The organism is Agrobacterium sp. CFBP 3001 (genome assembly GCF_027871605.1).
GTDB lineage: Bacteria > Pseudomonadota > Alphaproteobacteria > Rhizobiales > Rhizobiaceae > Agrobacterium > Agrobacterium leguminum.
In genome coordinates, this window is the sequence record NZ_JAQAHD010000035.1 from 1 (window position 1) to 13,062 (window position 13,062).

11 protein-coding genes, 1 tRNA gene and 1 riboswitch are annotated in these 13,062 nt (G+C 57.9%); of the genes, 10 read left to right on the forward strand and 2 right to left on the reverse strand.

Annotated features, from left to right (window positions below; all coding sequences use genetic code 11):
• The first annotated feature begins 30 nt into the window (after positions 1–30).
• Positions 31–107 (forward strand) — tRNA-Met (locus PH605_RS24135).
• Between the two features lie 204 nt (positions 108–311).
• Complete coding sequence (gene recQ / locus PH605_RS24140) at positions 312–2,120, forward strand: DNA helicase RecQ (RefSeq protein ID WP_142846548.1); 1,809 nt, start codon at positions 312–314, stop codon at positions 2,118–2,120.
• A 54-nt stretch (positions 2,121–2,174) separates the two neighbouring features.
• Here recQ and PH605_RS24145 read toward each other — a convergent pair whose 3' ends face one another.
• Entirely contained in the window at positions 2,175–3,407 is a 1,233-nt protein-coding gene (locus tag PH605_RS24145; protein ID WP_065656364.1) for an ROK family transcriptional regulator, read from the reverse strand.
• 264 nt (positions 3,408–3,671) lie between these two features.
• Between PH605_RS24145 and PH605_RS24150 the strand changes: the two genes are divergently transcribed.
• The 8 genes from PH605_RS24150 to nrdF all read left to right on the forward strand — a co-directional run bounded on the left by PH605_RS24150 (position 3,672) and on the right by nrdF (position 11,817).
• Entirely contained in the window at positions 3,672–4,694 is a 1,023-nt protein-coding gene (locus tag PH605_RS24150; RefSeq protein ID WP_003524279.1) for a sugar ABC transporter substrate-binding protein, read from the forward strand.
• A 223-nt stretch (positions 4,695–4,917) separates the two neighbouring features.
• A complete protein-coding gene (locus PH605_RS24155) occupies positions 4,918–6,000 on the forward strand; it encodes an ABC transporter permease (protein WP_065656365.1) in 1,083 nt (360 codons plus the stop codon).
• Positions 6,000–6,782 carry an ATP-binding cassette domain-containing protein gene (locus tag PH605_RS24160; RefSeq protein ID WP_003524281.1) on the forward strand — a complete coding sequence of 261 codons (783 nt, stop codon included), beginning with the start codon at positions 6,000–6,002 and terminating at the stop codon, positions 6,780–6,782. Before PH605_RS24155 ends, PH605_RS24160 begins: the two co-directional genes overlap by 1 nt.
• Positions 6,779–7,408, forward strand: coding sequence for a nucleoside triphosphate hydrolase (locus PH605_RS24165; protein ID WP_080855737.1), 630 nt, complete (start codon positions 6,779–6,781; stop codon positions 7,406–7,408). The genes PH605_RS24160 and PH605_RS24165 overlap by 4 nt, the downstream gene beginning before the upstream one ends.
• 133 nt (positions 7,409–7,541) lie before the next feature.
• Positions 7,542–7,765: riboswitch (cobalamin riboswitch) on the forward strand.
• Positions 7,766–8,020: 255 nt separating this feature from the next.
• The gene (nrdH, locus tag PH605_RS24170; protein ID WP_003524283.1) at positions 8,021–8,242 is read left to right on the forward strand and encodes a glutaredoxin-like protein NrdH; all 222 of its coding nucleotides are present in this window, start codon (positions 8,021–8,023) and stop codon (positions 8,240–8,242) included.
• A 12-nt stretch (positions 8,243–8,254) separates the two neighbouring features.
• On the forward strand, positions 8,255–8,653 hold the full coding sequence (nrdI, locus tag PH605_RS24175; protein WP_003507140.1) for a class Ib ribonucleoside-diphosphate reductase assembly flavoprotein NrdI: 399 nt from the start codon (positions 8,255–8,257) through the stop codon (positions 8,651–8,653).
• Positions 8,641–10,827, forward strand: coding sequence for a class 1b ribonucleoside-diphosphate reductase subunit alpha (gene nrdE, locus PH605_RS24180; RefSeq protein WP_142846547.1), 2,187 nt, complete (start codon positions 8,641–8,643; stop codon positions 10,825–10,827). The genes nrdI and nrdE overlap by 13 nt, the downstream gene beginning before the upstream one ends.
• A gap of 15 nt (positions 10,828–10,842) precedes the next feature.
• Complete coding sequence (gene nrdF, locus PH605_RS24185; protein ID WP_080852899.1) at positions 10,843–11,817, forward strand: class 1b ribonucleoside-diphosphate reductase subunit beta; 975 nt, start codon at positions 10,843–10,845, stop codon at positions 11,815–11,817.
• A gap of 28 nt (positions 11,818–11,845) precedes the next feature.
• Here the strand turns inward: nrdF and PH605_RS24190 are convergent, their stop codons facing one another.
• Entirely contained in the window at positions 11,846–12,949 is a 1,104-nt protein-coding gene (locus tag PH605_RS24190; RefSeq protein WP_142846546.1) for an alpha/beta hydrolase, read from the reverse strand.
• Positions 12,950–13,062 lie beyond the last annotated feature (113 nt).

Below are 13,062 nucleotides of genomic sequence, written 5' to 3' on the forward strand. Positions count from 1 at the left end.
CGGCCTTTATGCTATAATAAAACAAGTCAACGCGGGGTGGAGCAGCCCGGTAGCTCGTCAGGCTCATAACCTGAAGGCCGCAGGTTCAAATCCTGCCCCCGCAACCAAATAGCAAAACAAAACCCCGTGCACCCGCGACGGGGTTTTTTGTGTTTCTGGACTTATGAAATTGTGCCGTCAGGGAGAAACTAGGCCGCTGATCACAAAGCCAATCCCACAATCTCCTTCCATGAACAAAGCCATCTTCGCCATTGCCATCGATCAGAAAACGGTGATGATGCGCCATCATTCCATTTCGGATAAAAAATGCCGTGACCGCTGATCCCTTGCATATCCTCAAGACCGTCTATGGATACGATGCGTTTCGTGGAAGGCAGGCCGATATCATTCGGCATGTGGTGGCGGGAAACAATGCCTTCGTTTTGATGCCGACGGGCGGTGGGAAGTCGCTTTGTTACCAGATCCCGGCGCTTGCTCGTAATGGCATGGGGTTGATCGTCTCGCCGCTCATCGCACTGATGGTCGATCAGGTTGCAGCCCTGCGTCAGGCCGGCGTGCGGGCCGAAGCTCTCAATTCCGACCTTTCTCCGGAAGAGCGGCGCGCGCTTTGGCGGGATATGCGGGCCGGCAAGGTCGATATTCTTTATGCCGCGCCGGAAACCCTGCTCAAGCCGGATGTCCTCGATGCGCTGCAATCCATCGACCTGTCGCTGATCGCGGTCGATGAGGCCCATTGCCTGTCGCAATGGGGGCATGATTTCCGGCCGCCCTACCGCCAGCTGGACACGCTGATCGAGCGTTTTCCCGATACGCCGCGCATGGCGCTGACGGCGACGGCCGACGAGCCCACGCGCGCCGAAATTCTCGGCCACCTGGGGATTGAAGAGCACGATGCCTTCATCGCCGGGTTCGACCGGCCCAATATCCGCTATGCGATCATGGAAAAGGATAATCCGCGCGCGCAGCTGAAGCGCTTTTTGAAGGATCGCGACAGTGAGAGCGGTATCGTCTATTGCCTTTCCAAACGCAAGGTGGACGAAACGGCCGCATGGCTGCGGGAGGAGGGTCGCGATGCGCTACCCTATCACGCTGGCATGGACAAGGCTGCCCGCGAGGAGAACCAGACCCGTTTCCAGCACGGCGAGGCGGTCATCATTGTCGCGACCGTCGCTTTCGGCATGGGCATAGACAAGCCAGATGTGCGCTTCGTGGTTCATATCGACCTGCCTGGCAGCATCGAGGCCTATTATCAGGAAACGGGCCGAGCCGGTCGCGATGGTCTGCCGTCGGACGTGCTCATGCTGTACGGCTACGAAGATATTGCCCTGCGCAATCGTTTCATCGAAGAATCTGATGCCGCGGATCAGCGCAAATATATGGAGCGTCAGAAGCTCGATGCGCTGCTTGGCCTCGCAGAAACGGCGAGTTGCCGCCGGCAGGTTCTGCTCTCCTATTTCGGCGACCGGTGTGAGCCCTGCGGCAATTGCGATACCTGCGCCGAGCCGCCGGACCTGTTTGATGGGACTATCGCCGCTCAGAAACTTCTGTCCTGTATTTATCGCACGGGTGAACGTTTTGGCCAGGCCTATGTCATCCGCGTATTGCTGGGTGTCGAGGACGAGCGGATTTGCCGCTTCGGACATGATCAAATCACCACCTACGGGATAGGCAAGGAGCATGACAACCGCACATGGCGCGCCATTTTGCGTCAGCTGGTTGCGTTACGCATGATTGAAGTGGATCTGTCCGGACATGGCGGCCTTTCCATCTCCGAGGATGGACGGCGATTCCTGCGCGAAAAACCGGCATTGATGCTGAGGATCCCATCCGCTCCCCGTTCCGCACGGCAGCAGACGCCCCGCAACACGGCATCGACGGTCTTGCCGGAATCCGATCGCAGTCTTTTTGAGGCGCTGCGTGCGAAGCGTATGGAAATTGCCCGGGCACAGAACGTTCCGCCCTATGTGATTTTCCACGACAAGACCCTCATAGAACTTGCGGCGGCAAAACCGGCCTCGGCGCAGGAAATGGCTGGGATTCCCGGCGTCGGAGATACCAAGCTCGAGCGATACGGACCTGCCTTTCTGGCGGCGATCATGCAGCACGCCGCTGGCGAATGACCGGCAGATCCAAATTAATAGCCGAGTAATAAAACCGCAGAGCGTTGCGAAGGCTCAGCCGGTCGTGTCCTTGAACAGAACGTTCTGATCGATGAGATAGCGCGAAAACAGGGGCAGGCTCGCGCCGCCGATTGCCCGCGCCTGGCTACCAACCGCGCCTTCGATGATGTCAGGCACCGTGACACCCTGCAGATCGTGGTGTTTAAGGGCAAGGCGGGTGGCGGCGACGATTCTGGTTCTGACCCAGTCGGGAAAACCGCCATCGATGATGACGCTCGAAAAATCGATGATGGAGGCGGCGGCAATGACGGCCTGCGCCAGCGCCGCGGCGGTTTTCCTGATCCAGCTTTCCAGCGGCTCGCCGAAATCGATCCACTCGTCCGGAGAAAACCACAGGGGGCGCGGATCGATGCCCTTTTCGCGCAGCATGTTTTCCAGAACGAAGATCGACGCGATTTTCAGAAGCTGGACGGTATTGCCGTCCTGCCCCTGCACCGGCAGGGGGCCGATGGCGCCGGCCGTTCCCGTCTTTCCGGAAAATAGCGCCGAATTCAAAACAACGCCGCCGCCTATGAAGGAGCCGATGAAGACGTAAAGAAAATCCGGATAGTGCTGGCCTGCGCCAAAAACCAGTTCGGCGCCGCAGGCGCTGGTCGCGTCGTTCTGCAGAAAAACCGGATAGCTGACGTTTTCGGCAATTTCCGACCGGATATCGACGCCCCGCCATCTCTCCATTTCGATCTGTGGAGCGCCCACTTCCTGCGCCCAGTTCCACAATTCGAATGGAGCGGCGATGCCGACACCGGCAATTTTCTCCCGCTCGGCAGGGGAAAGCTTCGATTCAAGTTCCGTTATGCCGTCGATTACGAAAGGTAGTATCCATTCCGGAAGAGGGTAGGGGTAGGTTCTGCGCAGCTTGAGCCTGATCCGGCCGACAAAATCCATCAGCACGAGATCGACGCTGCGTCGGCCGATCTTCACACCGAAAGAAAAGACGGCGTCGGGATTAAGCCGCATCGGCGTCGATGGCTGGCCGACTTTGCCACGCAGTCTTTCACCGCGAATGAGAAGCCCGTCCTTTTCAAGCGAGCGCATGATGACCGAGACGGTCTGCGCTGAAAGGCCGCAAAGTCTTGATATCTCCGCTTTTGACAGTCCGCCGTGACGGCGAACGAGAGACAGCACGAGCCGCTCATTATAAGCGCGCACTCCGATCTGGTTGGCGCCGCCGCTTATATCCATGGTGGTGGGCGACGCCGGCGGCGCCGTCTCGACAGATTGTCTCATAGTGTCATCCTCCCGCCCGCCCTATCCGCCGTGACCGATACAGCAGGCTTTATGGCAATCTTGCTATCGCAACGTTAAACGACGTGGCGATATTCCTCCCTGCCGCATATCAGAATGCCATAGGGAATTAATAATTCAACCGGATTTATTTATTGACAGGCGTTTCCTTTGGTGGTTCCATCTGAGCCAACGGTCGTCGATCTCGGAGGAGACGGGATCGTCGGGTAACCGTCACGGTGCTCAAATATCCATTGGGAGGATCTCATGAAGACCACTGTTTCCGCTCTTCTGGGCGCGCTTGCGCTTGGCGTTTCTTTCGCTTCCGTTGCGTCTGCGGCCGATACTTCGGTTTGCCTCATCACCAAAACCGATACCAATCCCTTTTTCGTCAAGATGAAAGAAGGCGCGACCGCCAAGGCTAAAGAACTTGGCGTGACGCTGAAATCCTATGCAGGCAAGATCGACGGCGATTCCGAAAGCCAGGTAGCCGCCATCGAGACCTGCATCGCCGATGGTGCCAAGGGTATCCTGATCACCGCATCGGATACCAAGGGTATTGTTCCGGCCGTTCAGAAGGCGCGTGATGCCGGTCTTCTGGTCATTGCGCTCGATACGCCGCTGGAACCCGTCGATGCCGCCGATTCCACCTTCGCCACGGACAATCTTCTGGCTGGTGAGCTGATCGGCAAATGGGCTGCCGGCAGCCTCGGCGACAAGGCAAAGGATGCGAAAATCGCCTTCCTTAACCTTACCCCCTCCCAGCCGACGGTGGATGTGCTGCGCAACCAGGGCTTCATGAAGGGCTTTGGCATTGACGTGAAGGACATCAACAAGATCGGCGATGAAAACGATCCGCGTATCGTCGGCCATGATGTCACCAATGGTAACGAAGAAGGCGGCCGCGCGGCGATGGAAAATCTGCTGCAGAAGGACCCGACCATCAACGTCGTCCACACCATCAATGAACCTGCGGCTGCCGGCGCTTATGAGGCGCTGAAAGCGGTCGGCCGTGAAAAGGATGTTCTGATCGTTTCCGTCGATGGCGGTTGCCCGGGCGTCAAGAACGTCGCGGAAGGCGTGATCGGCGCGACCTCGCAGCAATATCCGCTGCTGATGGCGGCGCTTGGCGTCGAGGCCGTCAAGAAGTTTGCCGACACCGGTGAAAAGCCGAAGCCGACTGAAGGCAAGAACTTCGTCGATACCGGCGTGACGCTGGTAACCGACAAGCCGGTCAAGGGCCTCGACTCCATCGATACGAAGGAAGGTCTCAACAAGTGCTGGGGCTGATGCCTCGCCGTTGAAACCCGCGGGGGCATTCGTGCCCCCGCCCTTGGACGAGAATGATTCAGGCACGATCCGGGGGATCGGACAAAGGAACAAACGAGCGCGTCACGCGTCCTGCGGGGATGGCACAGGCCGCTTCACAACACTTTGAAATCTATGCATCATTCTCTTCGGAGATAGACCCGGTGTCAGGGCTGGTGCGATAGAGCGATCGGGAGGAAAATCCATGAGCGATCAGCCGGTGCGGGCTCAGCCGCATAATGAATTTGAAAAAGTGCTTTCGGGAAGCTCGACGCAGGTCGCCGCTTTCGATACGCACGACAAGAGTGTGCTGGAAAAACTGCAGCACTTTCTCCACTCCAGCCCGGCGGCCGTTCCGCTTATCGTTCTGGTGCTGTCGCTGATTGTTTTCGGCCTGCTTCTCGGCGGCAAGTTTTTCTCGGCCTTCACGCTGACCCTTATTTTGCAGCAGGTCGCCATCGTCGGTATTGTCGGCGCGGCGCAGTCGCTGGTCATCCTGACGGCGGGCATCGATCTGTCGGTCGGCGCGATCATGGTCCTGTCTTCCGTTGTCATGGGACAGTTCACCTTCCGTTACGGCTTACCGGCGGAACTTTCCATTCTCTGTGGCCTTGCCGTCGGCGCATTTTGCGGCTTCATCAACGGTATTCTGGTCTCGCGCATGCGCCTGCCGCCCTTCATCGTCACGCTCGGCATGTGGCAGATCGTCTTGGCGACCAACTTCCTCTATTCCGCAAACGAGACGATCCGCGCCCAGGATATCGCCCAGCAGGCGCCGATCCTGCAATTCTTCGGCGCCAATATCCGGGTCGGCGGCGCGGTCTTCACCTATGGCGTCATCGCCATGGTTCTGCTCGTCGCCCTGCTCTGGTATGTGCTGAACCGCACCGCCTGGGGCCGCCATCTTTATGCTGTCGGTGACGATCCGGATGCCGCCGAACTTGCCGGTGTCAACGTCAAGCGCATGCTGACCACCGTTTACACGCTGTCCGGCCTCATCTGCGCCTTCGCTGGCTGGGCCCTCATCGGCCGCATCGGCTCGGTTTCGCCGACCGCCGGTCAATTCGCCAATATCGAATCCATTACCGCAGTGGTTATCGGCGGCCTGTCGCTGTTCGGTGGACGCGGCTCCATCATGGGCATGATTTTCGGTGCCCTGATCGTCGGCGTCTTTTCGCTCGGCCTCAGGCTCATCGGAACAGACCCGCAATGGACCTATCTGTTGATCGGCGTCCTCATCATCATGGCTGTCGCAATCGACCAGTGGATCAGAAAGGTAGCAGGCTGATGGCAAAAGAACCCATTCTCACAGCACGCAATCTCGTCAAGCGCTATGGTCGTGTGACCGCCCTCGACCACGCCGATTTCGATCTCTATCCGGGCGAAATCCTGGCGGTGATCGGTGATAACGGCGCCGGCAAATCCTCTCTCATCAAGGCGATTTCCGGCGCGGTGACACCCGATGAAGGGGAAATCCGGCTGGAAGGCCAGCCCGTCCAATTCCGCTCGCCGATAGAGGCGCGCAAGGCTGGCATCGAGACGGTCTATCAGAACCTCGCGCTTTCGCCGGCGCTTTCCATAGCCGACAATATGTTTCTCGGCCGCGAAATCCGTAAACCCGGCATTCAGGGCAGCCTGTTCCGGGCCCTTGACCGCCCCGCCATGGAAAAATTCGCACGCGAGAAACTGTCGGAACTCGGCCTGATGACGATCCAGAACATCAATCAGGCGGTGGAAACCCTCTCCGGGGGTCAGCGTCAGGGTGTGGCGGTGGCGCGTGCAGCCGCCTTCGGCTCCAAGGTCGTTATCCTCGACGAGCCGACGGCAGCACTCGGCGTGAAGGAAAGCCGGCGTGTTCTGGAGCTTATTCTGGACGTGCGTTCGCGCGGCCTGCCGATCGTCCTCATCTCGCACAACATGCCGCATGTTTTCGAGGTCGCGGATCGCATCCATATCCACCGGCTCGGCAAGCGCCTGTGTGTTATCAATCCGAAGGACTACTCCATGTCCGACGCCGTCGCCTTCATGACCGGCGCCAAGGAAGCGCCGAAGGAAACGCTTGCCGCATGACGCTGAAGCTTGAAACCATCGCCGAAGACGTTCTTCGGCGGGCAGAAGGTAGATCCCGTTTTATCGTCGCTATTGCCGGTCCCCCTGGGGCCGGCAAATCCACGCTGGCGGATGCCCTTTGTGATGCTTTGCTGGCACGGGGCGAAACGGCCGCCGTGCTGCCCATGGACGGCTTCCATATGGACAATGGCATCCTTGAAGAACGGGGGCTGCTGCCGCAAAAGGGCGCACCCGAAACCTTCGACGTGCGTGGTTTCCTCGATATCGTCTCCGCCGTCCGCAAGGGCGGGCAGGAGGTGCTTGTTCCGGTTTTCGACCGTTCCCGTGAAATCGCGATAGCGTCCGCCCGGGCGATTGCGCCGGAAACACGCTTTATCCTTGCTGAAGGCAATTATCTTCTGCTGGACGAGGCGCCGTGGACAACTCTTTCCAAAAGCTTCGACCTCACCGTTTTTGTAGGGCCGTCCGTCGACGTGCTTGAGGAGAGGCTACGGAAAAGGTGGCAGGGCTATGGTCTCGACGAGGCTGCGATCCACGCCAAACTTTTCGAAAACGATCTTCCGAACGGAAAAAGGGTGATTGAGAACGCCCGTCCCGCCGATATCCGCATCGATATCTGGGAATAGATTAACGCTTTTCTCTCTTTGAGCGGCGGCATGCATGCGCCGTTAAGCCTTTGTTGACCATGTGTTGAATCTTTTTGATCCACAGGGTGGGGCTTTTGTGTGTCTATTCATTGACGCGAAAATTTCCTCATATACTATATGTGGTGTTCGAGGTTCTTCCGATTCGCAAGGGTTGGGAGCTAAGATGGGAATTCGGTGCGTAACGCCATCATGGTGGAGCAAGGCCGAAACTGCCCCCGCAACTGTAAGTGGTGAGCATCGTTCCGATTTGGGTCACTGGGGCTGAAAGCTCCGGGAAGGCCGGAATAGATGTTGTGACCCGCAAGTCAGGAGACCTGCCTTGAGCGCAAACGTCCACGGGCGGGGTGTCCGGAGGAAGGTGTATGACGCAAATGATTTGCGAGCGCCCTTTTCTGCCCCCTCCAGAACAAGCTTCGGGGTGAAGTCATGCCAGTGCATTTGTTTGAGTTGCTGCGCTCGTCGGCGTAGAGAGCGATTTTACGCGGCTAAAGCCGCGCACGCCCACCTTAATGACAGATCCATCGCCGCCCGATTGCGATTGCAATCGGCAATGTTGAGCCGTGTCCGAAACCGGCTTCTAGAGAGGAAATTATGACCGTCACCGTTTACAGCAAGCCCGCCTGCGTCCAGTGCACCGCCACCTATCGTGCGCTCGACCGCATCGGCGTCCCCTATGAGATTGTCGATATTTCCGAAGATGCGGATGCGCTCGATCATGTCCGCGGTCTCGGCTACATGCAGGTGCCCGTCGTTGTTGCCGGTGAGCGCCATTGGGCGGGTTTCCGGCCGGATATGATCGGCTCGATCAGCTGAGGCGGCGGGGCGATGGGCCTGATCGTCTATTATTCCAGCCGCTCTGAAAACACCCATCGTTTCCTTCTGAAACTGGGACGGCGTCTGTTTCGCCTGCCGCTCGGCGCGGAGGACGACGTACCGCATGTGTCGGAGCCCTATGTGCTGGTCACACCCACCTATGGGGGTGGTGGCACCAAAGGGGCCGTGCCGAAACCGGTCATCCGGTTCTTGAACGAGCCCTCCAACCGAAATCTCATTCGCGGCGTCATCGCGGCGGGAAACACGAATTTTGGCGCAGCTTTCGCATCCGCCGGAGATATCGTCTCGCGCAAATGCGCCGTGCCGTTTCTCTATCGCTTCGAGCTTCTCGGCACGGAGGAAGATGTCGCCAACGTCAAACATGGATTGGAACGATTTTGGACACGCTGACCTCAAGCGCGCTGCGCAAGGACGCCAAACAGCCGGCAGCCACAACCCAGAAACCGCTCGATGCGGCTCTGGACTACCATGCGCTGAACGCGATGCTGAACCTTTACGACGAGAACGGAAAGATCCAGCTCGACAAGGATCGCCTGGCCGCTCGGCAATATTTCCTCCAGCACGTCAACCAGAACACCGTGTTTTTCCATAACCTTCGGGAAAAGCTAGATTATCTGGTGACGGAGGGATATTACGAGCAGGAGGTGCTGGACCAGTATTCCTTCAATTTCGTCCGCGACCTCTACGACGAAGCCTATGCCCGGAAATTTCGCTTTCCGACCTTTCTCGGCGCCTTCAAATATTACACCTCCTACACGCTGAAGACCTTCGACGGAAAACGTTATCTGGAGCGTTACGAGGATCGCGTCTGCATGGTGGCGCTGGCCCTTGCGCGCGGTGATGAGCAGCTTGCCCGCAATCTGGTCGATGAAATCATTTCAGGCCGCTTCCAGCCGGCAACGCCGACATTCCTAAACGCCGGCAAGAAGAGCCGCGGCGAGCTGGTTTCATGTTTTCTGCTGCGTGTGGAAGACAATATGGAAAGCATCGGCCGCTCCATCAATTCGGCCCTGCAGCTTTCCAAGCGCGGCGGCGGCGTGGCGCTGTCCTTGACCAATATTCGCGAATTCGGCGCGCCGATCAAACAGATCGAAAACCAGTCGTCCGGCGTTATTCCCGTCATGAAGCTGCTGGAAGACAGTTTTTCCTACGCCAACCAGCTTGGTGCGCGTCAGGGTGCCGGCGCGGTCTATCTGCATGCTCACCATCCCGATATCATGCGCTTTCTCGATACCAAGCGCGAAAATGCCGACGAAAAAATCCGCATCAAGACCCTGTCGCTCGGCGTGGTGATCCCCGACATCACCTTCGAACTCGCCCGCAACAACGAGGATATGTATCTGTTTTCGCCCTATGATGTGGAGCGGGTCTATGGCGTGCCGTTGACCGAGATTTCGGTCAGCGAAAAATATCATGAAATGGTTGCCGATAGCCGCATCCGCAAGAAGAAGATCAAGGCGCGCGAATTTTTTCAGGTGATCGCCGAAATCCAGTTCGAGAGCGGTTACCCCTACATCATGTTTGAAGATACGGTGAACCGCGCCAATCCGGTTGCCGGCCGCATCAGCATGAGCAATCTCTGCTCGGAAATCCTGCAGGTCAGCGAGGCAAGCGAGTTCAACGCCGATCTATCCTACAGCCATATGGGCAAGGATATTTCCTGCAATCTCGGCTCGCTCAACATTGCATCAGCAATGGATTCTGCGGATTTCGGCAAGACCATCGAGACCTCCATCCGGGCGCTGACGGCGGTGTCCGATATGAGCCACATTTCCTCCGTTCCTTCGGTGGAAAAGGGCAATGATGCCAGCCACGCCATCGGGCTAGGCCAGATGAACCTGCACGGCTATCTGGCGCGCGAACGCATCTTTTATGGTTCCGAAGAAGGCGTCGATTTCACCAATATCTATTTCTACACCGTCACCTATCACGCCATCCGCGCCAGCAATCGGCTCGCGGTAGAGAGGGGCCAGAGCTTCAAGGGCTTTGAGAACTCCAAATACGCCTCGGGCGACTATTTCGACAAATATACCGATCGGGAATGGTTGCCCGCTACGGAAAAGGTCCGTGACCTGTTCGGAAAAGCCGGCATTGCCATTCCAACGCAGGAGGACTGGAAGGCTTTGAAGCAGGACGTCATGGCGTCAGGTCTCTACAATCAAAACCTTCAGGCCGTACCGCCGACGGGCTCGATCTCCTATATCAACCACTCCACTTCCTCCATTCATCCGATCGTCTCGAAGATCGAAATCCGGAAAGAAGGCAAGATCGGCCGCGTTTATTACCCGGCTTCCTATCTCTCGAACGACAATCTCGAATATTATCAGGACGCCTATGAAATCGGCCCGGAAAAGATCATAGACACCTATGCAGCCGCGACCCAGCATGTCGATCAGGGCCTGTCGCTGACGCTGTTCTTCCGCGATACGGCAACGACGCGCGACATCAACCGCGCGCAGATTTACGCCTGGAAAAAGGGCATCAAGACCATCTACTACATCCGTTTGCGCCAGATGGCGCTGGAAGGCACGCAGGTTCAGGGCTGCGTTTCCTGCACGCTCTGAATTGAGGACAAGACAATGAACATCGCCGTAAAACCCGCGTCCCGCATCCGCGCGGTCAACTGGAACCGCATCGAGGACGACAAGGACCTCGAAGTCTGGAACCGCCTGACCTCGAATTTCTGGCTGCCGGAAAAGGTGCCGCTATCCAACGATATCCCCTCCTGGGGAACGCTGAAACCGGAAGAACAGAAACTGACAATCCGTGTTTTCACCGGCCTGACATTGCTCGACACCATCCAGAACGGTGTCGGCGCGGTGCGCCTGATGGAGGATTCGGCAACGCCGCATGAGGAGGCGGTTCTCTCCAACATCTCCTTCATGGAGGCGGTGCACGCCCGCTCCTATTCGTCCATCTTCTCGACGCTCTGCCTCACGCCTGACGTTGACGACGCCTATCGCTGGTCGGAGGAAAACGAGTTCCTGCAGCGTAAATCCGCGCTCATCATGCGGGAATATGACAGCGGCGATCCGCTGAAAAAGAAGATCGCCAGCGTGTTTCTGGAAAGTTTCCTGTTCTATTCCGGCTTCTATCTGCCGATGTTCTGGTCAAGCCGGGCCAAACTCACCAATACGGCGGATTTGATCCGCCTCATCATTCGCGATGAGGCCGTGCATGGTTATTACATCGGCTACAAGTTCCAGCGGGCGCTGGAGCGTCTCAGCGAAACGCAGAGACAGGAGATCAAGGATTTCGCCTTCGATCTCCTGCTCGAACTTTACGACAACGAAGCGAAATATACCGAAGACCTCTACGACGGCGTCGGCCTGACGGAGGACGTCAAGCAGTTCCTGCATTACAACGCCAACAAGGCCCTGATGAATCTGGGTTATGAGGCGCTGTTTCCGGCCGAGGCCTGCCGGGTCAACCCCGCGATCCTCTCGGCACTTTCTCCGAATGCCGATGAGAACCACGACTTCTTTTCCGGTTCCGGCTCGTCCTATGTCATCGGCAAGGCGGTTGCGACCGAAGACGAAGACTGGGATTTTTGAAGCCGGCTTGTCGGCAGGACCCGCAAAACTATTGCGGGTTCACCACCTGGCTCGCAAGGCGGAAGGGGCTGGCGACGGTGGCGCCGATCGCATCGAAAACGAAGGCTCCCGCACTGTTGATATCACCCCCGCGCCTGCTTGCCTCAAGTTGAGGCACCATGGAGGCCAGCGCCGCATAGCGGTCGTGGTTGAGCGGGTCCGACGCCTTCAGATTGGAGATGTCGACGAATTGCACGCCCTCCTTAAGGGCGGCTTCCTGCACTTGGCGGTCAGTCACATCCAGTGCGCCGATACGGGTAACGTCGGCGCCAAGGATGGAAGAGGCTTTCAGCGCACGGTCATCCTTGGAAACGAGAACGGTGAGCGGCGGGCTGAGCCGGCCGACAACCTCGATCTGCTTGCGGAAGACATCGGCGTCGATATCGGGCGCAGCCAGCACCACCTGCAGCTTGGCAATGACATCGTTTCTGCCCTGGAAGCGCAATTGCCGCAGCGCCTCCATGACCAGCCAGCCGCCCATGCTGTGCCCGAACACGACGACGCTTTTTTGGGGGGTCTGCCGGGTGAGATCGATCAACATTGCGGCGAGCGCATCGCGTGAAAAAGTCGCGGACTCCTTGTCGGCCACATAACCGGCGACGGAGGCTTGCGACGGCCAGGAAAAGACCAGCGGCACGCCGTTCATATTGGCATCTGCCGCCATCTGCGCCGCGCGGAACAGAGCTTCCTGATAGCTGTAATTATAGCCGTGCACGAAAAGTGCGATCTGCTTGCCAGAGCGGGCTATGTCGCCAAGATCGGCATTAAAGCGCGTCTTCGTCAGCATATCGGCCCTGGTGACGACGAAGTCTTTGTTCGGGTCCGGCTTGCCGCTGGCCCATTCGATTTTCCCGCTTTTATGGGTTGGCGGAATGGAAATATCGAAACTGGCGTAGTTCGGCTCCATTGCCCGCTCCGTGCCGAAGCCCTTTTTCGCGTCCGTGTTTTTCTCCCGTGTGCTCGCCACGAAGGCGGTCACGATTTTCGTGTCTCGGGTCCTGGTGTTGACGGCCTCCAGCACATCCGCCCCCGGTCGGCCTGCGCAGGAGGAGAGAAGACCGAGGGCGAGAAAGAGAGAAAAGATCAGGCGCATGAATGGGCTACCGGTGATGAGGACCGGTTCATAAATAACCGGCGACTAAAAAAGTTGCTACTGAAGAATGAATTGCACTCTAGCGGCTGTCTTCGGTGCGGACGGACGTTCCC